The organism is Phytoamicus setariae (genome assembly GCF_016722925.1).
Classification (GTDB): Bacteria; Pseudomonadota; Alphaproteobacteria; order Rhizobiales; family Rhizobiaceae; genus Rhizobium_E; species Rhizobium_E setariae.
The window spans coordinates 26,053-49,486 of record NZ_JAEQNC010000023.1; the positions used below are offsets into that span (position 1 = coordinate 26,053).

Consider the following 23,434-nt stretch of genomic DNA (forward strand, 5'->3'; position numbering starts at 1 on the left):
GGCGCACTTCAATCTTGAATTTTAGGTGATCACGGATGTGGGAAGTCTGGACACCCGGTCGTCCGCACCGGCGAACATCGCCATCAATAGATCGCGCTGCGGTCCGGCGGGTAACGTGTAAATATTGTCGCCGATGACGAGATGCCCGCGAACATCGCGCGAAAGCCCGCTGATCCGGTATGCCGCCGCAATCGGCAACTCTCCGATGCGCCGAAGCACGTCGGTCACCGGATCGAGGGCGATGGACGGGCTCAATCCGAAACAGTGCGGATAGCGATCATGAAGCCGGCCGGTCATTCGGATGAGATCGTCAGCAACCGGATCGTATTGCCAATCGCCGTCGCGCATGCGCCGCCATGGCTTGCGATGGGTGTCGTAGCGCACGGTGCCAGCGCGTGCCTCGAGGTCCTGGTGCGCCCAGCAGCGGGTCGACAGACAGCCATACTTTCCGCGGCGATGTTCGCCGGGCGCACCGCAGGCCCCGCAAACATACATACTTCTGAACTCGGCGCGCACGACGACCTTGCCGATCGCGCGAAAAATTTCGCTGCGCTCGACATAGTCGACACGCAGCCGGCCATGGGCCTCACGGCAAAGGATGCCGGTCATCCGTAGCGATGCGGCGTTGAGTTCATCGACCATGCGCATGATGATCGGAATCCAGCCGTCGCGGCAGCGGATATCGACGTCTTCGATCCTGATCATCTAGGCCTCCATACCAGCCGTGAGCTCGGCGAACGTCCGCGGCGTGAAATCGACATCGGGCAAATCGACACCGACATCGCGCGAGCGGCCAAAGCCGGGAAGCTTGCCATGCGAATGGCCATAAAAATGCCAGCCGCCATGATGCTGACCGGGCCAGACGCGGTGCGCGTAATGCGCGAGATAAATCCGCCGGCCCTCGTCCTTGATTTCCATTGCCTGGGCCGGCGAAGCGGCCCAAGCCAGCCCGGCGATGGTCGGGTGGAGCGAGCCATCCCTACGCACGTCGTGATTGCCGACGATCAGGAATTTTTGGCCATGCAGCCGCTCGAAAATCCAGCGCACGCGCTCAGCGTTGCCGAGTTCGAAGGCAAAATCTCCCAAGTGATAGACGAGGTCGCTCTCGCCGACCGCAGCATTCCAACGCCGGATCATCTGCTCGTCCATCGCGCCCACATGCCGAAACGGACGATCGCAGTGGCCGATAATGGTGTTGTGTGAAAAGTGGGTATCAGCGACGTAGAATTTGCGCACGAAGCCCATATCAACCTCCCTGGATCGCATGAATTTCCGCGCGGGTCTGCGCCCGACGGACCAGTCCAACGACCTCCGCGCCGTCGATGCGGTGCTCTGTGATCAGCCGGTCGGCGAGCGCCTCGACGACCTCGCGAAATCGCTCGACAATCTCTGTCGCTCGAGCTCGTTGCTGTTGCAGCAGCTCATCTACCTTTGCTGCAAGGGCTGGACGGTGCCGGATCGCCCGGGTGATCTCGTCGGCATGGAGATCACCAGGCGATACCAGGCTGCCGCTCATACCGAAATTGTCGACCATGGTCGCCGCCCAGACCGAAGCCTGCGCGAGGTCGTGGACGACACCGTCGCAATGCCCACCGAGGAAAACCGTTTCCGCGGCGATCCCGCCCAACGTCATCGCGATCAGGTCTTCATAATGCCGACGATCTCGCCGTGCACCGCAGTCAATCACCCATGCCGCCACGCCGGCCGACTGTGTGGTACCGTCGACCGCGTACGTCGCCTCGATCTGAACCTGGTGCAATTCGCTTACGTCCAATACGACACCGACGACGGCATGGCCCGCTTCGTGGATCGCACTGGCGCGGAGGTAGTCCGGCGAATAGGCCGTTCGCTCGGGAACAGCAGCGAGCACGTCAGCCGGAGAAACAGTGCGGCGTTCACGTCGAGCGGCGCGCCGGGCATCTCGTGCGATGCGCTCAAGATCTGCTCCGGACATGCCGTCCGTGTGTCTGACGGCCTCGGGGACGACGATATCAGCTTGCAGGTGCCAGCGCAAAATCGCGCCGCGGGCCTGGGCATCGGGCAGGGGAATCTGGATATGCCGATCCAGGCGGCCGGCGCGCTTGATCGCCGGATCCACGATGTCAGGATTGTTGCAGGCTCCGATGACGACAACGCCATCCCGTCCGCCCGCGCCGTCCAGGCATTCGAGAAGCGCGTTGACCACCTGGCGAGACCATTCCGCATGCCATTCGGGCTGCGTATCGCGGTCAGCAAAGCTGTCGATCTCGTCGATCATCAGAATTGCGGGAGCGTTAGCACCGGCACGCTCAAAGCTTTCGCGCATGCGGCGGATCAGATCACCCTGCCCCGAACCCTTCGAAAACCATTTGCCGTAACTCGCCAGCTCCAGATGTGCACCACAGGTCTCGGCGAGGGCTGCGGCATAGGTCGTCTTGCCGCAGCCCGGAGGGCCGGACAGCAACAGGCCGCGGTCGACATCGTCCCAAGCGATTGCGCCGTCGCGGAAATCGCGGAGGTCCTGCGCAAGCTGGAGACCCCAGGTCTTGGCCTCGCCGTAGCCAAACAAATCTTCGAGCCGGGGGGATGTCGGCTTTTTGGGTGCTGGCGGCCCGGGATCGGCCACGACGGTGGGCAGGCTGCGGACGGCGCGCACAATATTTGTGCCGCGGCGCAGCAGATAATCGCGGTCCTGCGCCCGCATCAGCGCCAGGCGCTCGGCGACATCGTCCGGAATTTGGCGTTTGAACCGCAGGCGCGCGACCTGCTGGACAAGGGCTGAGGAGATTTCGCCGATCGAGACGACATTCGTCGCGCCGGCACGCGCAATAGCATCGATCCGGTCCCGCGCCTCAGCGACAACCAGAGACAGAACACGATTGTGTTTCGAAGCCAGATCGCCGGTCGCTCGTTCGTTGACGAGCACGACAACCGGCGACGGGGGCGAGGGCGGAAAGCCCGCGCTCAGATCAAATTCCAGATCGGTATCTTCCGCCTCGAAAATGGCTTCGGCTGCGGCCTGCCATTGGCGAACCGGGGCGGCTTCGGGCAGAAAGATGATCAGATGATACGCCATTGCACGGCGATAGGGACGCAAGACGCGACGCAGGACGATGTCGGCGAGGTGATACTCAAACGTATCAGGCGCTTTGCGCCAGTGAGATGAGGACATTTGTGGACTCCGAATGCAGGAATAGCCGTCCGCCGGGGCGGAGTGAAAAAATCAGGCTATCGGTGCTATTCGAAGGGTGCGCATGGGGTCCTCGTCGGCTTCAATGAACCACAATCTATCCGCGTATTTTTTAGGGGTCAACCAGAATGCCGCGTACCTGGTTAACGAAGGGCGATCGCGCAGACATGCCACCTGGAAATGTCTGCACCTCGCACTAATCGACTCCCGCTACACGTCGATCACCAGGTCGACGAGATCAGCAAACGCTCCCAAATGCCGCCGCGATCGTGGGTACTCAAAAGCTCTGGAAAGGTCGTAGGCGGCGACCTGAGGCACTTTGCCCGGATCAGTCATGCAGGCCCAGTCGATCAGGACCTCGAACGATGCGGGCGCTTCGTCCAGCACCGCGTTGACGAAGGCCCCGCATCGCAGGTGGTACGGAAGTAGGATCGATATGCCGGAGAATTCCGGGACTTCCTCGTCGCTGAAGGTAATACCGCTCCAGCCGACATGGAGATAGCGCTTGCCGATGAAGAACTCCGGAAACGCCGAAAACTTCTCGATCAGACCCGCAAATTGCCGGCGTATCACATGCCTGCGCCGCCGAAGACCGCGTTGGTATAGACTGTCGCAAGCGCGAAACGCTTGATCAGGGAGCCGGATCCGCACCGGGGGGTTGTCGAGCAATCGGCCGAGGCGCGAGTCACGCAAACTCAGGCTTTGCCCGCCGGGGTTGATGGCACAGAGCAACAGCATCTGGCCGATTTCGCCCCGGAACCGGACGAACAGATCGTGGACCCAGGCAAGCGTGTCCGTGTCGTCGAAGTCGTGATAAAATGCCACCCCGTAGTAGGAGTCGTGATCCCGCCAATAGTCGGAAGGGCAGTCGTAGAATTCAAACGATTCCGCTGAAATCCGCATCGAATGCCCCGCGGCACTGGCATGGGGCTCTTCGATCAGATGTTTCTTGATGTTTCGGATTATCATATCGATCTCCTCGACCATGATATCCTCAGCCCTGCCGAGAAGGGCTTTGATCTTGGCGATAGGGTCTTTCGTCATCACAGGACGTTCGTCGCCGGCCAGCAGGTTAGAGCCGGCGGAATCCGCAAGAATGTCTTCGACGAAAACCTCGCGCCTTGCGCTGTCGCTGGCCCATTTGCAAATGACCTCGCGCACTTGCTCTTGCAATCCAGAGATCGCTGAAATCGTCTCAATCATGATGTCCTCGTTTTCTTTGTCTGGAGATTGGGTTGAAATCACGGGCCGAACCGCCGCCGCTTCGGCGCTGGCCCGCCGCACTCACGCGCCGAGCTGCGTGGATTGGATGAGCTCCGCAGACCGGTGGTGCTCCAGGATCGCGCGGCCGATCTCCGCGGCAAGCGCGCAGGGTACGGCATTGCCGATCATCTGCTCCACGGCCGTTTTCGACCCACGCCACTCGTAGTCCTCGGGAAACGTCTGCATCCGCGCCCGCTCCGAGGTCGTCAGCGCCCTGACGGTCCTGATGTCGGCGGTATCGCCGGGGTGCGGCGCGAGATTGCGCGGCACCGGACGGTTGACACCGCGGATCGTTGCGGAGGGCTCGTCGACGGAAAACACGGCCCGCCGGGCGTAGCTTCGCGGATGGCGGTAATAGTGTTCGACATCGAGGTCCGGACCAAAATACTCGCGAACCGTCATCGGCGCGTCGGAAAGCGGGGCAGGGGGCATCAGCCAATTGTCGTTCGCGTCCCGCTTGGCGACCAGAACGGACCGTTTGCGGCGCTGCGGCACGCCATAAAACGCGGCATCCAGGACGAAGACTGACAGGCCGTAGCCGGCGGCGCGCAGCCTCGCCATCGCCGCGTCATAGGCTTTTGTGCATGTCGCCTGAGCGACGTTTACTATCAGGAGATACTGGCAGTCCAGGTCGATGCCAATTCTGGCAAAAGCGTAAGTCAGATCCGCGCGTTCACCCTCTCTGCGGGCCACCCCGGCACTGGAAAAGTCCTCGCAAGGCAGGCCGCCCACGATCATATTTGGTTGATAGGGATTGAGTGCTGCGACGGCCGCATCCACACTGGACAAATCCAATTTGTACGCGTTGTGGTGATGACTGGCGCGGTACGTCTCGATTGCCGCTGCCGAATGATCGAGACCGATCACGACATCCAGGCCAGCAGCGACAAGCCCGGTCGTCAGACCGCCGGCACCGCAGAACAAATCTGCGACCTTCAATGTGTCTCCATAAATCGCGGGCTGATTAATGTATTTCTTGCGCTTACTTTCTGTATAACCCATCCGTATTCTCCGTTTCCTGATGCGTTATACGAATGCTCATCCGAGATGTTGGCGCTGTAAATACTAAATATGGAAATATTGTCTGGAATATTTCATTTATATTTCTTGCAAAAGATCATTTTTTGAAGACGACATTTTCGTCTTTCCTGACTCTGACCTCGGTGCGCAAAACAGCGGGCTGCTGACAAGGCTGTGACGCAGCTCCTGAACGGTCGGGATCTTTTTCCGGCGGAGGCGTGGCTAGTCATCAAGACGTGACAAGCTCTTCATCGGCAGAAGAGTGCAACAGTGTGTGTCATAAGAACGCCCGCGCGTGAGCTTCAGTTTTCAGAGAAAAGCAATGGAGCACCACGAAATAAAACCTCCGCATGCGCAAATTCTTCTCTTCCCATGAGCGAATTTCTCGGCAACCCTTTGAAGGTGAGCCAACGCGGGAACCGTCGAGTGACAGAGTCCAATGAAACAACCGTCAAATCAAACAGATGCCGGCAACCGATAAACTTTATCGGCCAATAACCTGAGCTGGGCGTTCGGCGGCATTGCTTCCGATTAGCTTGGCCGCACGCAGCTAACTCAAAGCCAGAAAATCAGAATACGCACGTTTTCCCGGGCCGGCTCTTCGCCTCGCCCCTGGAAGGCGTGCGTCCAAAATCAGGAGAACCGATGTTCAACGAATTCGAAATCCGCCGTCACTACACCGGCCGGTTCAGCATGACCTACGGCGAAGCCGCAGCCGCGCTCGACGACCGTCGCTATATCTTAGAGTTCGCCACTGCCCGCGAACTCGGACGCGGAAGCCCTGGCTGACTGCCACGCACCGCCGATCCACCAACAGATCACAACCGGATGAAGGAATATCCAGAATGAAAGCCCTCCAATCTCAAACGCGACACATCCACGAGCTTGTCGAAGCCACCCCGATTGCCGAAATGATCAGAGATCTGGACAACGGGTCTCTACCACCCGTCGCGAAGAAGCAGTATCTGGAAGAAAGGTATCGGTCCCTTGCCGGCCCGGGATACGACCTCGAAGCATGCATGTCACATGCTTGTGCCGCCCAGGCCGACAAATCTGGGGCCGTTTTGATCATCATGGATCGTGATGGCAAGCGGGTGTTCGGGCAGGTCAATGATCCCGGCTGCGCCTTCAACGATTCCCGAATGCAGATGGCGTTCCGTTCGCTGGTAAAATCCATTCCAGCGCGGCACTCCGTTGCTGCGGCCAAGCGGTCGGCGAGGGATGGAACTCCCACGCGATCGATCGAGTATCCGATCGTGGTCATGCCGGAATTCAACTACGTCGGCGAGCGATGCGCCGCGGCAGTCCAGCGTTACGGCCGATACCTGACGTCATATCGCGTTCCGGTGCAGCCCGCTGCATTAACGACTGAGCCGGCTCGGTCTGCCCTACGGTAGATCGCCCCCTCCTGATCCATCGACAATAATGGCGCATCAACAAGACCTTGGCAGGTGATGACCTGGCCGGGCAGGGGAGGTGCGCCCTTTAAAGAACCAAACCGTTGCGTCCGGCAACACCCCAAAACATAAGGCAATACTTCAATGGCAAAACCTATCAACTTTATCCATCGCGGTACCGAATATATCGCGACTGTCGAGAACCAGTTCCACTTCAATGGCCGCCCGATGGACGAGTACTTGATCCGCGCCGATCGCGTTAAAGTAGAACACTACTACGAGGTCGAAAACTATATTCTGGTGCCACGAAGGCTGAACCGGGCGCAGCGCGAGGCCGTTATCATCAAGAAGATGAGTGGGTCGGAACCGGCATACAACGTCAAGGCAGGTGTAACTTGATGAGGCGACGGATCCATTTGCCAGAGGCATCATCCTGCAAGGCACAATCTGGTACCCCGGATCTACGCAGCACGCTTTGGCCATCAATGTCGAGCCCGGGGGCAGTCGGCGTTTCGCGACGAGCTGAAGGCCTGCGCGAAACCTTGGGCGAGCCCGCTCGCTAGCCTTCAGCTACACCTCAGCCTTGCCCTCGTCCTCAGCTGATCTCGATCGGCACCAATCCCCATTTCCCTATCCCGACCAGAGTGCACGTGTAGGTGCCATGAGATTTGTTTTTGATTTCTGCACCCCAGCACGCATTCGCAACATTCAACTCGTTGCCGGAACACGTTCCGGCAACCCTCCCAATTGAGGAGCTGCGGCATGAGGGTATGCCACGAAGGCAACATCGATTGGGGATAGCTTATCGATGAATATGAATAACGGCGAAACACCCATCAGATTCTTTACAAGCCTATGTAAATAAATATCAAATTCTCATCTCCACAATAATTCAAATTTATTTCTACATCCCCCTATTGCCATCGGCGATTTCTCAGACAAAACTTTTATAACAGGCAGCCAACAGGCAGTCATTTGGAAGAAACACAGACATCTTAACAGGAATTACAATGGAATCTCTGCTCTCCACGAACGCAATACTTGCCGCCCGCGTCTCACTCTCGAACGTCCGCAAGACGTATGAATTCGAGCAGGCATGCGTCTGTTTCGATCTCCTGATCGACGGCAAGAGCGTCGGCAGCAGCCTGGAGTGGCTTGCCGACAATGGCGAACTGGTCAGACAGGACTGTCACCTCGACATCAACCCGGACATCTTCGACGCGGCGGAACAAGCCATCGGTGACGACGAGATTGATGCCTTGGATATCTCACTGGCAGTTCAGGCTCTGCTTGAAGAGGCGCTCGCGAACGATGTCCCTGCCGGAGATTTGTTCGACTTCGACAACGACAAAGCCTGATCCTCCTACTTGTCCCTGAGCCGAGCGGGGGACTGAGGAAACCATCTGCGAAGCACCAAAACAAAGTCATTCAACCGTTTTCGCCAGAACTCGATACTGATCAAACGCCAGCATCACCGGGGACGGCATTGCTTGTCGATCTGGCGCGATCAGGCGAACGGCGAAACTCATCCAAATCATCGCGGACCCGCCAGCAAATCGGAGTTCGTTTTTTCCTCAAGGGTGGTTGACGCGCGATTGTTCTGCCGCAACCATTTTAGTGTAATTCAAGCGTAAGGCATGGACATGAAACTCGAACGTGACGGGACTAAGGGCTGGAAGGCAATCACCACGTATAGTGATACGGTTGGACGGGCGCTGGTAAAAAGGGCAGGTTTTGCATGGGACCCGGCGCGCTCCGTCTGGTCCACTTCAAGCGCTCGGAGCGCCGAAACACTGCTTGGATTCCTTGAAGACGAAATCGCGTTCGAGATTGATGCCGGCGTTGCTGAGGAGATCCGGACCGCGGCAATCGCCGAACAGCAGACCAAGGAGGCTGCAGTACTTGCATCTCGCGCAGTGAGTACTGATATCGTTGTACCCGCACCGCCGGGGCTCGAATATCTGCCCTATCAGCGCGCCGGCATCGCCTATCTTGGGGATCGACTGGCAAATGGTCCCGGTGGCGCGCTCCTCGCCGACGAAATGGGGCTTGGCAAGACGATCCAGGTGATCGGGCTGATCAACGTCATGCTCGCAGAACCGGGCCGCAGCCGGGTGCGCACCCTGGTCATTGCCCCTAAGATCGCGCTGATCAACTGGAAACGGGAACTTGAGAAATGGCTGGTTCAGCCGCACTCGATCGCAATCTGGACCACCTCTTCCACGCCGGATGCCGATATCGTCATCGTCAACTACGATATTGTTTCGAAGCTTGATCTGACCGGTTCCGCCAGCCCCTGGGACCTGCTGGTTTGCGACGAAAGTCAGGCGCTCAAAGACTCCAAGGCGGCAAGGACGAGAGCCGTGCTCGGCGGTAAAGGTCAACCAGCCATACCAGCCCGCCGTCGACTCTTCGTCACCGGCACACCGATCCTGAACCGTCCGATCGAGCTGTTTCCGATCCTGCGCAACTGCGGTGCGGATTTTGCTCAGAACTTTTACGCCTTCGCACGACGTTATTGCGCAGGGCATGAAACCCGCTTTGGCTTCGACGCGACCGGCGCTTCCAACCTCACTGAACTGCAAGAGAAACTGCGGGCCAGCGTCATGGTGCGCCGTCTCAAGTCGGAGGTCCTGAGCGAGCTGCCGGATAAACGCCGCCAGATTGTCGCGATCGATCCAGACCAGTCCGTCGCCTTGCGAAGGGCTCTACGTGAAGAAACTATGACACTCAAGAAACTAGCAAAGGATGAGGCGGCATTAAATGCAGCTGCCGTGCGCGCGGAAAAGTCGAGCGACGCGCTTGCCTATGACGAGGCCATCGAGCGCCTCTCCGCCTGCAGGGCCCAGAATCTGGCAACGATCACCAGGCTCCGCCAGCAAACCGCCCTTGCCAAAGTACCTCAGGTCATTGAATCGGTGACGACAATGCTTGAATCTGTTCCCGAAGCTGTTCTGGTCTTTGCCCATCATCGCGACGTCATCGACAAACTTGCAGACGGGTTCCGAGCCGCTGGATACGAGCCGGCGATCATTTCCGGCCAGACTTCCACGGAAGATCGCCTGCGAGCCCAGGATGATATACAGGAAGGCCGCAAGCGTGTGTTCATCGGTTCAATTCAAGCATGCGGCGTGGCGATCACCTTGACCGCGGCGAGCACTGTCGTATTCGCCGAGTTCGACTGGACACCCGGGCGAATGGTCCAGGCGGAAGATCGCGCCCACCGGATCGGGCAGAAAAATGCAGTCGTTGTCCAATACCACGTTGTCGATGGGTCCATCGACGCAGACATGCTCAAGCAATCGTGGTCAAAGGCATTGGATGCGGCCTGCGCGCTCGACAACACCCATGAACCGTCCACGGAAAGACCCGCTCCAGTTCGGATCAAGATGGATACACCTGCCCTTGATCCGGTCAACGACATTGGCGGGCGGGCGGAGAATCTAGCCGACTTGGGCTGTTAGCGGATTTCCACCGCCGCGCGGTAGTTGTGATCAACGACAGCTACAATCTGTACTGGGTTGATGCCAGGAGCATCAGGGAGGCTCTGCTGGAGTGCTTTCTCAAATTCCGCCGGAACGCCGAATGAGTCCGCAGTGATCGACGACAGCACGATTACCGAACAGGAGCGGAGCAGCTTGTGCTGCTCCTGGATCTCAGCGATCGCGGCGCTAACGCCGCAACTGACATTGCGGGCGTTTTTTCGGCAACGATTGAAAGCTGCGTCGGCCACACCCCGTTTGCGTTTTCGCTACGCCGGCCCGAAGCGCTACTTCATGTCCGGCCCCAAATAACGTTCTGAAATTTCCCGCAGCATTCCGACTGGATTTTCACGAAAGCAGAGTTGACGGGCCAGAAAAGTCGCAACACCATAGTTGAATACCATCCGTGACAAGGAGACACTCATGGGAAATTTTGTATATCTCAGTCATCGTTATGATGACGTGTACATTGATGCCAAACCTAAAGTCCAGCACCAGTTTCATCTCGAAGACGACTACGGATTTGATCATGGAAAAATCACTGTTGAGCACGAAGACGACGTTGAATTTTCGCCAGAACTACTTTTCGTTCTGGCATCAGCCGCAGCTGAAAGCGACATGATGTTTGTTGCGAGAGAGAAGGGATATCTCTACGTCAATGGGGAGGGCTACGATCTCGATCCTGCTTTGATCGACGCTATCGAGAAGCGATACGAGCCCCAACTAGACCCGGTCCCGGATGAAATATCGGCCTAAACTCAGGCCGCTCCAATAATGGAGCGGTTCGGCCCGTTGCCGCCTCGCAGGGCGCGAGCTACCGGTTCCAGCGCCTCTTCCCGCTTGCCCCTACCAAGAGACAGACCCAGCATGAATGCATCGACAACGAGGTATCCCATGACAGCAACCATCACGAATTTTAAAGACTGGTACGACAACGCCGATATTCCGACGCGCGGCGAAGACGGCGTCTGGTACGACTTGGAAGACGGAATCGCCTTTTCTCCCGACACGAAAGAAAAGCGCGTCCGTAGCAGCGCTGTCTTGAAAGCCGCCGAAGCCCGCAAATTCGCCAAGTCCTTAGGTGGAAATGCGCTCGCCGGCGGCTCTGCCAAGCAGAAAAAATGGGCCGAAGAGTTGCGCAGGTCGGCACTCAACAGTCTCTCCCCGCAACTTGCTGAGCGTGTTCTTGCCACAAAGCAAATGCAATCGACGCTCTGGTGGATCGAGAACCGTGAAAACTTTGACATCAGGTTCGTCGGATGCGCCAACACCACAGACATTCATTTCGAGCGTATCCTCAAGGACATCGAGGTCCACAACTTCCAGAAGCCGCTCCGTGAGCTTCTCAGTGCGCTCGAAAATGCTGTGAGGCGAAACCTTGGCCGCACGTTCGTAACCACGGACAAGGCCATCCAAGACTGCAACATCTTGCTCAAGTCGCGGTCGACGGATCGAAATGCATTCGCAGCTATGGCGGACCGGGCGATCGCGGAGATCGAGAAACTTTGATCCGAGGGCAATCCGCCTTGCTTCTGGGTGCTCGCCGGCGTAGTTCCGAGGATGGTCTAATCTCGGCCGGCATGTTGGCATTAATGCTGCTGGACACGTTTAAAGCTGCCAAGCGGCACGGATCGCACGCGAGTACAGAGCATTGCCTACGCTCTTGTGCTGCTGTTTATGGCCTTGTAACTCGATGCGCCGCGGGCGACGGCCAGTTCAGTCAGCCCCACCGCGCGCGGCATGGTCAGCACTGCGATCCCCTAGCGATCAGCGCGAGACTCCCGTCCTGGCGCGATAGCGAAGCTGGTGCCCAGGCGTTCCTCCGGGTGAGCACCGAAGCTCAGTGGTAACATTCATATTAAACAATCAATGATTGTATTTGCGGCGTAAGTATTATTATGGAACTAAATAGTTATTGTACAGCGCCCGCTATTGCTCTGTACTTTGCAGCCACTCCGGTATGTTCTGGCTACTGTGGAGGACACGCCAAACGTCAACGTGCCCTGGCTGCTCGTTATAGAAAATCAGATAAGGAAAGCGTTTGAGGCGCGCCGTCCTAAGGTTGGGGATTGTGAGTTCATATGCATATCGAAGCGAGCCGGAAGAAGGATGGCGCGCGATCAAGGCATATGCTTGTTGGAGGTCCTCAACGAAGCCCAGAGCCATGTCTGCGCCAGCCTGAGCAAGATAATAGTCAACAACTTCTTCGACATCCTGGCGGGCTCGCGCACGCGGAACGATTGCTTTTGTCGTCACGTTTCCCGCAGACCTTCAGCTCGGGTACGGAGACTGGCGAAGTAGTCCTCATCGATCGGAGCTGTAGGCTCCGATGCAGCACCTTCGAGCAGTAAACTGCGCAAGTGGAGTCGGTCCTGGTCACGACGGATCAGTTCGCGGACATACTCGCTACTGGTACCATAGCCCCGCCCCGCAACTTGCTGATCAACAAAGCTTTTCAGGCTATCGGGAAGGGAGATGTTCATTGTGCTCATGACACTAAAATAGCGCAAATGACAAAAATTGGCAAGCGCTTCAACGAAGGCGGCGTGGACTTGCTTCGGCATTACGGTTTCCTTTCAACTCAGGAAAACCTCTCCACTTTCCCGACGCAAGTCCACCTGAACCCCTCCACCATTTCCGCGAGATATCGGTGATGTCAGGTTAACTGGATCAAGTACACCATCGGCATGGCGTTTTGATCAGGCGGCAGTTGCGGTGACGGCTTTCCAATGGGTTCTGTTGCAAACCCAAATCATTAGGATCTGCCTGGCATTGATCGCCTGTAATGTTCCGGAGATTTACAATGTTTAAAGGTCGGCATTTCGAGCAGTCTGTGATCATTCTGTGCGTGCGCTGGTATCTGACTTATGGCCTGAGCCTGCGCGACCTGAAGGAAATGATGGCCGAGCGCGGCATCAGCGTCGATCATTCGACGATCCATCGCTGGGTCGTGCATTTTTCGCCTCTGCTGGCTGATCGTTTCACTCGTCGCAAGCGCGCCGTCAGCGGTAGGTGGCATGCCGACGAGACGTACATCAAGGTTCGAGGCCAGTGGACGTATCTCTACCGCGCGATTGACAGCAGCGGTGACACGGTCGAGTTCTGGCTCAGCGAGCATCGCGATCTTTCTGCTGCCAAACGCTTCTTCAGAAAGGCTTACGCCCGGCATGGCCGGCCGGAACGCATCGTTATCGACGGCAGCCAGACCAACCGGGAAGCGATCATTTCCTGTGACACCGTCAGCCGCCTTCAGGACCCGTCGCGCCGCCGACTTGAACCCGTCCGCGTCCGACAAAGTCAGTATCTGAACAACCGCATCGAGCAGGATCACCGGCGGATCAAGCGACGTGTCAGGCCGATGCTCGGCTTCAAGTCTTTCAGATCCGCAGTCGCCACATTGTCTGGTGTCGAGATGATCCACATGCTGCGCAAGCACCAACTGCAAGACGCTCACGCAGCCAGCTTGTCGATCGCCAAACAGTTCGAAACCCTCGTTACCACGATCTAAGCAGCCGCAGAAATCGCCCGGCCTCGCGGATAGCTCAAACTTTGCAACAGAACCCTTTATAGGGCGTGTTGCAAAGCTATTCGCAGGGCGCGATTAATCGCCAGTTTCGAAGCGATGCTATTGTTGTGGGAAGGCTTCGGCTTTTCCGGTGGCTGGATCGTCAGCGATCAGAACGATCTTTTAGTCTGCGCGATGTCGCCTAGGGGCACCCTTTGACGCCGGCCAAGGAAAGCGACACCGCTGAAGTACCATATGATGAAGGCAGAAGCCCGGGCTGCCCCGACAAAGCAGCTTCAAACGATCACCGCGTCGTCCCCGAAACGCAAAAACCGCACCGCCCATCGGCTTCTGACGCAACGACGTTATCATGTCTGGGTGGCGCCGATCTCAGACAGTTTTTTTCACGGTGCAGACTGCTCGTAGTAGTGAAGCTCGAGCAACAGGCACCCTGTCTCGGATTTGAAAGGTCCGTGATAGATGCCTGGTGGCCGGCAGGCATAGGTGTTGGGCGCAAAGCTCGATATGCGTTCTGCAGGGTTCGCGTCGCCGACGATGAGATCCCCTGAGATCAGATAGACCTCCTCCCAGTAGTCGTGCACGAACGGCTTCGTGGTGTAGGCGCCCGGCCTGAAACGAAGCAGCCGCGTTCGGTTGCCGGTCTTGTTGATCTCATCGAGACTGCCGGCGAGTATCTTCTGCTCGATTTCCTCCGGATAGCCTGGCGGGGAATGCCAGCCGTCGCCATCCATCTCGACGGCGTGGAATTCCTTGTGCTCTTTCTGGATGGGCATGGGATACCTCAGGCAGCTGTTAGCTTTTCTTTGGCGAACTCATCTTCGAGCGAATAGCCGTCAAGCATGTGATCGACGAGTTGCGTGCAGCGATCCCAATCAAACGTGCGATAGCTGTGTCCCTTGGTCACGAAAGTCGCGCCTGCATAGAACATTTCGTATTGTGTGTGGCGTGAGGCGAATTCCGAGCCGACTGCATCCCAGGCGAGCTTGAAGAATTTTACGCGGCCCTCCGAAGACGTGACGGGCGATTGCTGCGTCTTGCCGATCAAATCGCGCAACTCGCTGTTGGCGAAGTCGGAGACGGACGAAGGCAGCATGATTAGTCCCCCTCCAGCCAGTTCGCGTAGTGCCACCATGACCTGCGCATAGAGTTGCTGGGTCAGCACCTGCGCGGAATACAATGTGTGGCCGTCGGGAATGAAATAATTGCCCCGCATCCGGCCTTTCACCTCCATGGAATGGACGAGGGCGTCCACCATGGTGTTTTGAGCGGCGAGCGTACCAAGCGTTTCCTAAGCTGATGACGCCGTTCGTCTCGGCAATGCGCTTTGCGATGCCGACAAGGAAGCGCATCTTCACCATGAGACGTATCTGGGCCTGGTAGTTCTGATAGACGTGGGCCGGCGTGGCGTGGAACTGTTTTTGGCACATGGCGATGTCCTGATTGACGAACACGCGCTCCCACGGCACCTTCACATCGTCGAAGTAGAGCACCGCGTCATTCTCGTCGAAGCGGCTGGCGAGCGGGTTGTCGAAGATGCTGGTCGCACTTTCCTCATAGGATTTGCGGGACAGGACTTTCATCCCCTTGGCATTCATCGGCACAGCAAAGGAAACGGCGTAGCGCTCATCGCCCTCGCGTAGCGGCTGGATGCATGTCACGAGCACTTCATTCGCCACAATGCTGCCCGTTGCCAGCATCTTGGCGCCACGGATCGTTATGCCTTCGCTGTCCTGGTCGACAACACCGGCGGTGAGGAACGGGTCCAACTGCTCGTTCGCGGCTTTGGAGCGATCGGCCTGGGGATTGATGATGACATAGGTGAGGTAAAGTTCGTTGTCCCGGGCAAACCGATAGTAGTCGGCAATGGCCCCAGCACGAGCGCCGTCATAGGCCTTGAACACCTCTATCCCCATGTACATCCCTGCGATGCAGGAAGCGACATGGTCGGGCGCACGGCCCAGAAAACCGCAATGAAGTTCGGTCCAGGCCTCGAGAGCCGTTCGGCGCTCCACCAGATCCTGATAGCTGTGCGGCAGCTGCCAGATGCGATTGGCGCGTTCCCCACCGCCATCAGGCACTTCGAACGTCATCAACTCTCTGTTGTCCGGACTGGCCTGGAAATCATAAAGCATTCCCGTCGACTGCACAGTCCATCGGAAAGCGGGATGCTCGGTGACATCTCCAGCCAGTCGGCCGTTGATGTACACCTGCCTGCCGTCCTTCAGCGTCTCTATATGCTTTGAGCCGGTCTTGATCATGTTTCCCTCCCGATCGTCAGTAGTGAATGTCGAGCGGCCAAAGTGGCGCCACGGACTCTGTCGGCTCAAGCTTTGCGTAGCGCCCTTGGCAGAACACAAGCGGCCTGCGATCGGCGGACGTCAGGAATCGCTTCACCCGTGCGATGAAGAGGATGTGGTCGCCACCGTCGTGCCTCGCCCAGGGAGCGCACTCGAACACGGCGGCAACGCCTCGCAGCACCGGCGCATCCGAGCCTCCGTTCGCAAATCTCGCGCCTTCCCACTTTTTGGAAAGCGGTCTCGCAAACCGATTGGAAACGTCCTTTTGATTTTCGGACAATACATTGATCGCGTAGCTTTCGGCCTTCTCCCACAAGGGCAGGCTCGCAGCCCGGTGATCGATGCTGAACAGAACGAGAGGCGGATCGAGAGACACGGAATTGAATGAGCTCATGGTCATACCGAGCCGCTCACTATCCACCATGCAGGTCACAACGCAGACGCCGGTGGGAAACTGACCCAGCGCCTGTCGGAACGCACGTGGATCGATAACGGCTTCCGGCTCGACAATCATTTCCCTCTCCACTCAGGTAATCGGGATAACAACAGCCTTCTCTGCGTTTGCTAACGGACCCTGCGCAACCATGGCCCGCCTGGCACTTGCACCACATTATCATTGCCGGCCTCCCCGCGCATCGGCCGGGCCGTATGCCTACAACATCGGCACGAAAATCGGAGTCGATTTTCGGAAAGCACGATGCGTAGATTCAAAGAGTTAGAGCGTCCTTTGCGTGTCCACTCGGACACACGGCGCTCTAGCCAGTCGCAGTCGGCAGTCGCAGGGCAACGAGTGTGTTGGATAAATGCAGTGCCATCGCGGCGGCCGCGCGCTCGGGATCCCCCAAACGAACCGCCTGGACGATGGCAGCATGTTCGGCCAGCACGGTGCTACTACGCGCCTCAGAGGCCGCGATCGCGAGCAGTCCCATTCGCAACTGGCGATCCCGCAGGCTCTCATAGAAGTCAGTCAGGATCGGATTGCCGGCAGAGCGAACGATCGCCCGATGAAACTCCCGGTCGCACTCGATGAACTTTACCGGAGTCTGCTGAAATTCCTCCTGCTGGCTCACCAGCCGCTCCAACTGCACCGCCAGCGGCTCGTTCGACACAGCCGCACGCCGTACGCACCAATCCTCGACCAAGCCGCGAGCCTGCATGACCGCTTCGACCTCAGTCTCGGTGATAGGCGGGACATACGCGCCCTTTTTCGGCACGATTTTAAGCAGGCCATCAGATTCCAGCCGCAGCAAAGCCTCGCGCACGGGGGTTCGCGAAATTCCAATCGCCCGGCATACCTCGGCTTCCGTCACAAACGTTCCTTCATGGCGCGGCAGCGTCAGGACGTGCTGTTTCAGCCATCTGTAGACTATATCCTGGGCGCTGTCGGCCTGCTGGCCCATAAACGGGTGGTTCATCGTTGGTTGTAGGCCTTTCATAGGCATCTTGTATACATGATGTTGATATGTTGCGCAAGACTCTCGCGGGAGACCGTTCTTAAGATCGGCTTTATTGAGGTTTCAGAGACTCACGCCCGCGCTCACTTGCGATCAGAGTGTCTCCTTGGGGATCACCTGACGGCAGCTTCCTCCGCGACCACCACAGGATGGATCGTCTTCGAACGGCGTGACCTGAGAAGGACGTAGAAGACCGGCGTCAGGAACAATCCGAATATCGTGACGCCCAGCATGCCTGAGAATACGGCCGTGCCGAGGGACTGCCGCATTTCGGCACCCGGTCCGGTCGCGATTACCAGCGGCACGACGCCGAAGATGAAGGCGAACGCGGTCATCAGGATCGGGCGCAGGCGCAAGTGACATGCCTCGATGGCGGCCTCCACGGCGCTTTTGCCTTCGTCCTGAGCCTGTCGGGCGAACTCGACAATGAGGATCGCATTCTTCGCCGCCAATCCGATGAGCACGACAAGGCCGATCTGGGTGAGGATATTATTGTCCATTCCTCGCAGATAGACGCCGATCAGCGCGGCCAGGATCGCAAGCGGCACAATCAGGATGATCGCCAGCGGCAGCACCCAGCTTTCGTATTGGGCGGAAAGCACAAGGAAGACGAAGATGACCGACAGGGCGAAGATGTAGATCGCCGTATTGCCGGTATTCTTCTCCTGCAGTGCCAATTCCGTCCACTCGAAGGTCGTGCCTGCCGGCAGAAGTCCCCGCGCAAGGGCCTCCATCGAGTCCAGCGCGGTGCCGGTCGCGACGCCCGGCGCGGGATTTCCCTGCACTGGGACCGATACATACATGTTGTAATGCTGGACGAGCGATGGACCACTGGTGTCAAGGATATCCACCAGCGTCCCGAGCGGCACGAGCGCGCCGCTTGCCGACCGGACCTTCAGCGCCAGGATGTTGTCCCTGTCGCCGCGGAATTGTTTGTCGGCCTGCGCGCGGACTTGATAAAGCCGGCCAAAGGCATTGAAGTCGTTGACATAGGACGTCCCGAGATTGATAGCGAGCGTATCGAAGATATTCGGAATCGGCACGTTCAGCGCGCGTGCCTTATCGCGGTCGATGTTGAGGAAGAATTGCGGGCTCGATGCCGAGAACGTCGTGAACACGCCTGAGAGTCCCGGCGTCTGGCTCGCTTTGCCCATGAGCTGATAGGCAACCCCCAGTACGCGGCGCATGCTCGAGCTCTCAAGGTCCATCAGCTGCATCTTGAAGCCGCCGCCATTGCCGATGCCGGCGATGGCGGGCGGGGGAACGGCGATGATGAAGGCTTCCTGGATGCCCTGCAATTTCATGTAAAGCTGGCCGATGATCGAATTCGCGTCCTGGCCGTGCTTCAGCCTTTCCTCGAAACTTTCGAAGGGCGTGAAGATGACGCCTGAATTGGACGCGTTGGTGAAGGTCGCCCCATTGAAGCCGGCAAAGGCCACGGCGTTCCTCACGCCCGGAACCGACTTGGCGATCTCGGAGGCCTTTTTGATCACGGCATCGGTGCGCTCGAGCGACGCACCGTCAGGCAATTGCACGACCACGATGGCGTAGCCCTGGTCCATCGTTGGAACAAACCCGCGCGGTACCGTTGTCGCCATGTAGTAGGTCGCGTAAAGTAGTCCGGCGAAGACAATCAATGACATCGTGATCGCCAGACCGGTCTGCACCAGATGGCGGACGATCCAGGAATAGCCGGCGCTCAACCTGTCGAAACCTGCATTGAAACCGTTTGCGAGCGCGGCACCAAAGCGCCCGATCGGATTGCGCGACCGGTGTCCTGTCTCGTGCGGTTTGAGGAGGATCGCCGCGAGCGCAGGCGAAAGCGTCAAGGAGTTGAGTGCGGATATTCCGGTCGCCACCGCAATGGTCACAGCGAACTGCCGATAGAACTGACCGGAAATGCCGGGAATGAAGGCGGTCGGCACGAAGACGGCAATCAGCACGAGAGAAATGGCTACGACGGCGACGCCCACTTCGTCCATGGTAACATGCGCTGCTTCCTTGGGCATCATGCCCCGCGCGAGATTGCGCTCGACATTTTCGACGACCACGATGGCATCGTCGACGACAATGCCGATCGCCAGCACGAGGCCGAAGAGCGTCAGCATGTTCAGCGAGAAGCCGAAGGCGAGGAGGAAGGCAAGCGTGCCGATTAGCGATACCGGAATGGCGACGATCGGAATGATCGCCGTCCGCCAGGATTGCAGGAAGATAAGCACGACGATGGCGACGAGGATGGCCGCCTCGGCGATGGTCTTGTAGACTTCGAAGATCGATTCGGAGATGAACTCAGTGGGATTGTAGATGATGTCATAGGCAAGACCCGGCGGAAACTCCTTCGCCAACTCCTTTATTGTCTGCTGGATCGACTCGGCGGCCGCAAGCGCATTGGTCCCGGGGCGCGCGAAAATACCGATCGCGACGGCCTGCTTTCCGTCCAGGTAGCTGTTGGTGACATATTCCTTCGCACCGAGCTCGACACGTGCGACATCCTGCAACTGCACCAGGCGCCCGTCCGGGGCGGCCTTCACGATGACATAGCGGAATCGCCGCGCATCGGAAAACCGGCCTTCCGTGATCACGCTATACTGGAAGGCATTGTCGCCCGAGGCCGGCGGCGCGCCGATCACTCCCCCGGAGACCTGGACGTTCTGATCGCGCAGCGCCTGCACCACATCGCTCGACGTCATGCCGTAGGCAGAAAGCTTTTCCGGATCGAGCCAGATACGCAGCGAATATTCGCGTTCGCCGAACAGGACGACATCACCCACGCCATCAAGCCGCACCAGCTTGTCGCGAATGCGGCTGCGCGCATAGTTCGACGCATAGAGCTGATCATATCTGCCATCCGGCGAGAGGATGTGAATGACCATCATCAGGTCGGGCGAACTCTTGGCCGTGGTGACGCCGATACGGCGCACATCTTCCGGCAACCGGGGCTCGGCGATGGCTACGCGGTTCTGGACGAGCACCTGCGCCTTGTCGAGGTCGGTGCCGAGCTTGAAGGTGACAGTCAGCGACATGGAGCCGTCGGCAGTCGAATAGGAAGACATGTAGAGCATGTCTTCGACGCCGTTGATCTCCTGCTCCAGTGGCGTCGCCACCGTATTGGCGATCGTTTCGGCGTCCGCGCCCGGATAGGCGGTGCGGATGACAATGGTCGGCGGGGCGATTTCAGGATACTGGGCGACTGGCAGCTGGAAATACGCGAGACCGCCCACAATGAGCAGCACGATCGACAGGACCGACGCGAAAATCGGGCGGTCCACGAAGAAGTGAGCAAATCTCATTGGGCGAGCTCCAGATCGACCGCATCCGGCACAGCGCCTTCACGCGTTTGCGGCAGCTCGATCAGCTTCGGAGTCACCTTGGAACCTGGGCGGGCGCGCATCAGGCCATTGACAACAATGGTTTCCGAGCCGTCGAGACCGTCATGAATGAGCCGGTAGCCATGAAGACGGGAGCCGAGGCGGACGGGTTTGGCCGAGACGCTTCCATCCGCGCCAACGACATAAACGACGCGCTCGTTCTGGTCCGAGCCGATGGACTCATCTGGAATGAGGATTGCCCGATAGGTATTCGACGCCTCCACCTCGACGCGGCCAAAAAGACCGGGCTGCAGGATCAACTGCGGATTGTCGAGGCGCGCGCGTAGCCGCATGGTGCCGGTTTCCCTATCGATCCGGTTCTCGGCGAAGTCTAGCTTGCCCGTGAAAGGCTTCTCGTCGGAATCGGCGATCGTGACCCTGACCTCGACGCCGCCACCGCCGACCTGCAGGTCATCGCCACGTCCGCGTGCGGTGCGGGCGAAATTCAACAACCGCCGCTCGTCGACATCGAAGTAGAAGTCGATTGGGTCGAGCGTGACGATCGTCGTCAATATGGACTGGTCGGCCTGGATCAGGTTGCCAGCCGAGATCAGGGCGCGGTCGATGCGGCCATCAATCGGCGCTGTGATTTTCGTGTATTCAAGATCGAGCTTAGCGCGATCTGCGGTTGCCTGCGCAGCCCGAACGCTCGCCTGCGCGGAAATCCACTCGCGGCGGCGCTCATCGAGTGTTTCCACGGTTTGGCCACCGCTCTTGACGAGTCTCTCCGCCCGCTTGAGCTGCGCGGCCGCATAGGTCACGGTTGCCTCGGCCGACTGCAGCTCTGCGTCGGCCTGTTCCAGCGCGATCGCGTATGGCCGCTGGTCGATCACGAACAGCAGGTCGCCTTTCTTGACCAACATCCCGTCGGTGAAATGGACTTCCTGCAAATAGCCGCCAACCCGAGCGCGCACGCTTACCTCATCTACGGATTCGAAGCGGCCGACAAATTCGTCATTGTCCACGACATCCCTGATAACCGGCTTGGCAACGGTAACGGGTGGGGGAGCGGCTGCGTCCTGTGCAAGGACACTGAGTGGAAGAAGGCAGAGGAAAAGACCGGGTAGTGTTGAAATCAACCAATTCCGCATTCTCATGCCCCTCGGTTCATCATCAATCCAACAATGCTCGTCGCTCAATTGACCAATGTCAACCCGGTACCTCGTCCCACGATTTCGGCCACGCCGTCGGCCTGGATATGACGCGCCGAGACGTGCAGATCGCCGCGCGCGAAAAAAGCCGCCTACGGGACATGGGCAAGGCCTTCGGCCGGTCCGCTCCCATCGGGCAGATCGCTCCCGTCTCATACTGGAATGCCGTCGCAGGCGCGGAGATCACGCTCGACGTCAACGGCGAACGCAGGCAGAGCAGCAAGACGCCCCGCCACAAGCGTCATCGTTTTCCCGCCGAGATCATAGCGCATGCGGTGTGGCTCTATTTCCGCTTTCCGCTGAGCCTGCGTCATGTTGAAGATCTGCTGGCTGAGCGCGGCATTGAAGTTTCGTTCCAAACAGTCGCCGAACGGGCTGCCAAGTTATGCCTGTGCCATCCGACGTCGATCCAGGGGAAGTTTTGCCGACAAATGGCATCTGGACGAAATGGTCGTTGCTATCAAGGGCAAGAAATACTGGCTGTGGCGCGCCGTCGATGCCGATGGTTATGTTCTCGATGCCCTGATCCAAAGCCGTCGGGACAAGACGGCGGCCTTGAAGCTGTTGCGAAAGCTCTTGAAGGGCCAGTGCGTCACACCGCGTGTCATGCTCACCGACAAGCTCAGATCGTATGACGCATACCAAAAGGCAAATCATGCCCGGTGTCGAGCACCGTTCGCATAAGGGTCTAAACAACCGAGCGGAAAATTCGCATCTGGCTGTTCGACGACGAGAACGAGGCATGATCCGGTTCAAGTCGGCAGGGCAATGCCAGCGCTTCATCTCCATCCATGGCCCGATCGCCAACCTCTTCCATCTTCACCACAACCGGGCGAGCACGGCTGAACATCGCAAACTGCGAAACGCCGCCATGAACACCTGGCGAGAAATCACCCTGTCGATGGCGGCATAAACTGGCACCATGATGGCCATCCTGTGCCCCACCAAAGTTAAGGCGACGCTACCCACGCCAGACATGGTCGCTTTCTGCCTCAGGATAAGGCCGCGCTGGCAGCGACGATCCTGAACCGGGTGTGGGAGGCCGCATAAGCGGCCTGTTCACGAGCTCTCAATAATTCTTAGCAGATGCGCGGCCCGGCTGCTGATGATCCCGCGCACTGCTTTCAAGATAGGGTGCTTGATGCCCGCGTCCGAAAGTTCGCGTAGCAGCGCGTCGGCTTCGCTCTCGATGTTGGCAGCCAAATTGGAAACGTCGCTGACCAGAAGACGCTGCGCCGCCTTCGTATCGGGGACGAGGGTTAGCCAGTGTTTCAATTGGATCGTGTCGGGAACCGCGCGGCCGCCGA

The 23,434-nt window shown here is 58.4% G+C and carries 24 protein-coding genes and 3 pseudogenes; 9 read left to right on the forward strand and 18 right to left on the reverse strand.

The genetic code is table 11. The annotated features are described in order from the left end of the window. Window positions 1-21: 21 nt before the first annotated feature. The 5 genes from JJB09_RS25555 to JJB09_RS25575 all read right to left on the reverse strand — a co-directional run bounded on the left by JJB09_RS25555 (window position 22) and on the right by JJB09_RS25575 (window position 5,371). Window positions 22-705, reverse strand: a complete 684-nt coding sequence (locus JJB09_RS25555) for a hypothetical protein (protein ID WP_201663928.1) — start codon at window positions 703-705, stop codon at window positions 22-24. Then, window positions 706-1,245: a metallophosphoesterase gene (locus tag JJB09_RS25560; RefSeq protein WP_201663929.1), complete on the reverse strand. Its 540-nt coding sequence runs from the start codon at window positions 1,243-1,245 to the stop codon at window positions 706-708. Between the two features lies 1 nt (window position 1,246). Continuing rightward, window positions 1,247-3,151: an AAA family ATPase gene (locus JJB09_RS25565; RefSeq protein ID WP_201663930.1), complete on the reverse strand. Its 1,905-nt coding sequence runs from the start codon at window positions 3,149-3,151 to the stop codon at window positions 1,247-1,249. A 228-nt stretch (window positions 3,152-3,379) separates the two neighbouring features. Continuing rightward, window positions 3,380-4,372: a hypothetical protein gene (locus tag JJB09_RS25570; RefSeq protein ID WP_201663931.1), complete on the reverse strand. Its 993-nt coding sequence runs from the start codon at window positions 4,370-4,372 to the stop codon at window positions 3,380-3,382. Between the two features lie 81 nt (window positions 4,373-4,453). After that, window positions 4,454-5,371, reverse strand: coding sequence for a DNA cytosine methyltransferase (locus JJB09_RS25575; protein WP_201663932.1), 918 nt, complete (start codon window positions 5,369-5,371; stop codon window positions 4,454-4,456). 726 nt (window positions 5,372-6,097) lie between these two features. Here JJB09_RS25575 and JJB09_RS25580 point away from each other — a divergent pair. The 5 genes from JJB09_RS25580 (at window position 6,098) to JJB09_RS25600 (ending at window position 10,313) form a co-directional block, all read left to right on the forward strand. Continuing rightward, entirely contained in the window at window positions 6,098-6,241 is a 144-nt protein-coding gene (locus JJB09_RS25580; RefSeq protein WP_201663933.1) for a hypothetical protein, read from the forward strand. 56 nt (window positions 6,242-6,297) lie between these two features. Next, entirely contained in the window at window positions 6,298-6,849 is a 552-nt protein-coding gene (locus tag JJB09_RS25585) for a hypothetical protein (RefSeq protein WP_201663934.1), read from the forward strand. A 144-nt stretch (window positions 6,850-6,993) separates the two neighbouring features. Next, window positions 6,994-7,248 carry a hypothetical protein gene (locus JJB09_RS25590; RefSeq protein WP_201663935.1) on the forward strand — a complete coding sequence of 85 codons (255 nt, stop codon included), beginning with the start codon at window positions 6,994-6,996 and terminating at the stop codon, window positions 7,246-7,248. Window positions 7,249-7,859: 611 nt separating this feature from the next. Then, on the forward strand, window positions 7,860-8,207 hold the full coding sequence (locus JJB09_RS25595) for a hypothetical protein (RefSeq protein ID WP_201663936.1): 348 nt from the start codon (window positions 7,860-7,862) through the stop codon (window positions 8,205-8,207). 279 nt (window positions 8,208-8,486) lie between these two features. After that, the gene (locus tag JJB09_RS25600) at window positions 8,487-10,313 is read left to right on the forward strand and encodes a DEAD/DEAH box helicase (RefSeq protein ID WP_201663937.1); all 1,827 of its coding nucleotides are present in this window, start codon (window positions 8,487-8,489) and stop codon (window positions 10,311-10,313) included. On the opposite strand, the gene JJB09_RS25605 is transcribed toward JJB09_RS25600, so the two are convergent. Continuing rightward, entirely contained in the window at window positions 10,310-10,582 is a 273-nt protein-coding gene (locus JJB09_RS25605; RefSeq protein WP_201663938.1) for a hypothetical protein, read from the reverse strand. The genes JJB09_RS25600 and JJB09_RS25605 overlap by 4 nt on opposite strands. A gap of 172 nt (window positions 10,583-10,754) precedes the next feature. Here JJB09_RS25605 and JJB09_RS25610 point away from each other — a divergent pair, with 172 nt between their 5' ends. Continuing rightward, on the forward strand, window positions 10,755-11,087 hold the full coding sequence (locus tag JJB09_RS25610) for a hypothetical protein (protein WP_201663939.1): 333 nt from the start codon (window positions 10,755-10,757) through the stop codon (window positions 11,085-11,087). A 2-nt stretch (window positions 11,088-11,089) separates the two neighbouring features. Here JJB09_RS25610 and JJB09_RS25615 read toward each other — a convergent pair whose 3' ends face one another. After that, complete coding sequence (locus JJB09_RS25615) at window positions 11,090-11,227, reverse strand: hypothetical protein (protein WP_201663940.1); 138 nt, start codon at window positions 11,225-11,227, stop codon at window positions 11,090-11,092. Here JJB09_RS25615 and JJB09_RS25620 point away from each other — a divergent pair. Beyond that, window positions 11,226-11,840, forward strand: a complete 615-nt coding sequence (locus JJB09_RS25620) for a hypothetical protein (protein WP_201663941.1) — start codon at window positions 11,226-11,228, stop codon at window positions 11,838-11,840. The genes JJB09_RS25615 and JJB09_RS25620 overlap by 2 nt on opposite strands. A 420-nt stretch (window positions 11,841-12,260) precedes the next feature. On the opposite strand, the gene JJB09_RS25625 is transcribed toward JJB09_RS25620, so the two are convergent. Continuing rightward, window positions 12,261-12,587: a type II toxin-antitoxin system RelE/ParE family toxin gene (locus JJB09_RS25625; RefSeq protein WP_201663942.1), complete on the reverse strand. Its 327-nt coding sequence runs from the start codon at window positions 12,585-12,587 to the stop codon at window positions 12,261-12,263. After that, entirely contained in the window at window positions 12,584-12,823 is a 240-nt protein-coding gene (locus JJB09_RS25630) for a type II toxin-antitoxin system ParD family antitoxin (RefSeq protein ID WP_201663951.1), read from the reverse strand. Before JJB09_RS25630 ends, JJB09_RS25625 begins: the two co-directional genes overlap by 4 nt. A 311-nt stretch (window positions 12,824-13,134) precedes the next feature. Here JJB09_RS25630 and JJB09_RS25635 point away from each other — a divergent pair, with 311 nt between their 5' ends. After that, on the forward strand, window positions 13,135-13,839 hold the full coding sequence (locus JJB09_RS25635) for an IS6 family transposase (protein ID WP_201663943.1): 705 nt from the start codon (window positions 13,135-13,137) through the stop codon (window positions 13,837-13,839). A 180-nt stretch (window positions 13,840-14,019) separates the two neighbouring features. Here JJB09_RS25635 and tnpB read toward each other — a convergent pair whose 3' ends face one another. The 8 genes and pseudogenes from tnpB to JJB09_RS25670 all read right to left on the reverse strand — a co-directional run bounded on the left by tnpB (window position 14,020) and on the right by JJB09_RS25670 (window position 22,067). Beyond that, entirely contained in the window at window positions 14,020-14,208 is a 189-nt protein-coding gene (gene tnpB / locus JJB09_RS27210) for an IS66 family insertion sequence element accessory protein TnpB (RefSeq protein WP_201663944.1), read from the reverse strand. 32 nt (window positions 14,209-14,240) lie between these two features. Next, a complete protein-coding gene (locus JJB09_RS25645) occupies window positions 14,241-14,630 on the reverse strand; it encodes a cupin domain-containing protein (RefSeq protein WP_201663945.1) in 390 nt (129 codons plus the stop codon). Between the two features lie 8 nt (window positions 14,631-14,638). Continuing rightward, the gene (locus JJB09_RS26990) at window positions 14,639-15,112 is read right to left on the reverse strand and encodes a 4-hydroxyphenylacetate 3-hydroxylase C-terminal domain-containing protein (RefSeq protein WP_343229091.1); all 474 of its coding nucleotides are present in this window, start codon (window positions 15,110-15,112) and stop codon (window positions 14,639-14,641) included. Window positions 15,113-15,215: 103 nt separating this feature from the next. Further along, window positions 15,216-16,115 (reverse strand): annotated as a pseudogene (locus tag JJB09_RS26995) (4-hydroxyphenylacetate 3-hydroxylase N-terminal domain-containing protein); the annotation flags it as partial. Between the two features lie 16 nt (window positions 16,116-16,131). Continuing rightward, window positions 16,132-16,668, reverse strand: a complete 537-nt coding sequence (locus JJB09_RS25655) for a flavin reductase family protein (protein WP_210341825.1) — start codon at window positions 16,666-16,668, stop codon at window positions 16,132-16,134. Window positions 16,669-16,909: 241 nt separating this feature from the next. Further along, window positions 16,910-17,569, reverse strand: a complete 660-nt coding sequence (locus tag JJB09_RS25660) for a GntR family transcriptional regulator (protein WP_201663946.1) — start codon at window positions 17,567-17,569, stop codon at window positions 16,910-16,912. Between the two features lie 152 nt (window positions 17,570-17,721). Then, window positions 17,722-20,898 (reverse strand): efflux RND transporter permease subunit, encoded by a 3,177-nt coding sequence (locus JJB09_RS25665; RefSeq protein WP_201663947.1) that lies wholly within the window; start codon window positions 20,896-20,898, stop codon window positions 17,722-17,724. Beyond that, window positions 20,895-22,067: an efflux RND transporter periplasmic adaptor subunit gene (locus JJB09_RS25670; protein WP_201663948.1), complete on the reverse strand. Its 1,173-nt coding sequence runs from the start codon at window positions 22,065-22,067 to the stop codon at window positions 20,895-20,897. Before JJB09_RS25670 ends, JJB09_RS25665 begins: the two co-directional genes overlap by 4 nt. Window positions 22,068-22,174: 107 nt before the next feature. Between JJB09_RS25670 and JJB09_RS25675 the strand changes: the two are divergent. Beyond that, a pseudogene (locus JJB09_RS25675) lies at window positions 22,175-23,040 on the forward strand (IS6 family transposase). A gap of 146 nt (window positions 23,041-23,186) precedes the next feature. Here JJB09_RS25675 and JJB09_RS25680 read toward each other — a convergent pair. Then, window positions 23,187-23,434, reverse strand: a pseudogene (locus JJB09_RS25680) (type II toxin-antitoxin system HipA family toxin); the annotation flags it as partial.

Bases quoted from the DNA above. Each gene is read 5' to 3' on its own strand.
- JJB09_RS25620 (WP_201663941.1), top strand. From the start codon at position 11,226: ATGACAGCAACCATCACGAATTTTAAAGACTGGTACGACAACGCCGAT.
- JJB09_RS25565 (WP_201663930.1), bottom strand. From the start codon at position 3,151: ATGTCCTCATCTCACTGGCGCAAAGCGCCTGATACGTTTGAGTATCAC.
- JJB09_RS25635 (WP_201663943.1), top strand. From the start codon at position 13,135: ATGTTTAAAGGTCGGCATTTCGAGCAGTCTGTGATCATTCTGTGCGTG.
- JJB09_RS25665 (WP_201663947.1), bottom strand. From the start codon at position 20,898: ATGAGATTTGCTCACTTCTTCGTGGACCGCCCGATTTTCGCGTCGGTC.
- JJB09_RS25560 (WP_201663929.1), bottom strand. From the start codon at position 1,245: ATGGGCTTCGTGCGCAAATTCTACGTCGCTGATACCCACTTTTCACAC.
- JJB09_RS25590 (WP_201663935.1), top strand. From the start codon at position 6,994: ATGGCAAAACCTATCAACTTTATCCATCGCGGTACCGAATATATCGCG.
- JJB09_RS25610 (WP_201663939.1), top strand. From the start codon at position 10,755: ATGGGAAATTTTGTATATCTCAGTCATCGTTATGATGACGTGTACATT.
- JJB09_RS25600 (WP_201663937.1), top strand. From the start codon at position 8,487: ATGGACATGAAACTCGAACGTGACGGGACTAAGGGCTGGAAGGCAATC.
- JJB09_RS25555 (WP_201663928.1), bottom strand. From the start codon at position 705: ATGATCAGGATCGAAGACGTCGATATCCGCTGCCGCGACGGCTGGATT.
- JJB09_RS25585 (WP_201663934.1), top strand. From the start codon at position 6,298: ATGAAAGCCCTCCAATCTCAAACGCGACACATCCACGAGCTTGTCGAA.
- JJB09_RS25630 (WP_201663951.1), bottom strand. From the start codon at position 12,823: ATGAGCACAATGAACATCTCCCTTCCCGATAGCCTGAAAAGCTTTGTT.
- JJB09_RS25660 (WP_201663946.1), bottom strand. From the start codon at position 17,569: ATGAACCACCCGTTTATGGGCCAGCAGGCCGACAGCGCCCAGGATATA.
- JJB09_RS25645 (WP_201663945.1), bottom strand. From the start codon at position 14,630: ATGCCCATCCAGAAAGAGCACAAGGAATTCCACGCCGTCGAGATGGAT.
- tnpB (WP_201663944.1), bottom strand. From the start codon at position 14,208: ATGATAACGTCGTTGCGTCAGAAGCCGATGGGCGGTGCGGTTTTTGCG.
- JJB09_RS26990 (WP_343229091.1), bottom strand. From the start codon at position 15,112: ATGGTGGACGCCCTCGTCCATTCCATGGAGGTGAAAGGCCGGATGCGG.
- JJB09_RS25615 (WP_201663940.1), bottom strand. From the start codon at position 11,227: ATGGGATACCTCGTTGTCGATGCATTCATGCTGGGTCTGTCTCTTGGT.
- JJB09_RS25580 (WP_201663933.1), top strand. From the start codon at position 6,098: ATGTTCAACGAATTCGAAATCCGCCGTCACTACACCGGCCGGTTCAGC.
- JJB09_RS25655 (WP_210341825.1), bottom strand. From the start codon at position 16,668: ATGATTGTCGAGCCGGAAGCCGTTATCGATCCACGTGCGTTCCGACAG.
- JJB09_RS25570 (WP_201663931.1), bottom strand. From the start codon at position 4,372: ATGATTGAGACGATTTCAGCGATCTCTGGATTGCAAGAGCAAGTGCGC.
- JJB09_RS25670 (WP_201663948.1), bottom strand. From the start codon at position 22,067: ATGCGGAATTGGTTGATTTCAACACTACCCGGTCTTTTCCTCTGCCTT.
- JJB09_RS25595 (WP_201663936.1), top strand. From the start codon at position 7,860: ATGGAATCTCTGCTCTCCACGAACGCAATACTTGCCGCCCGCGTCTCA.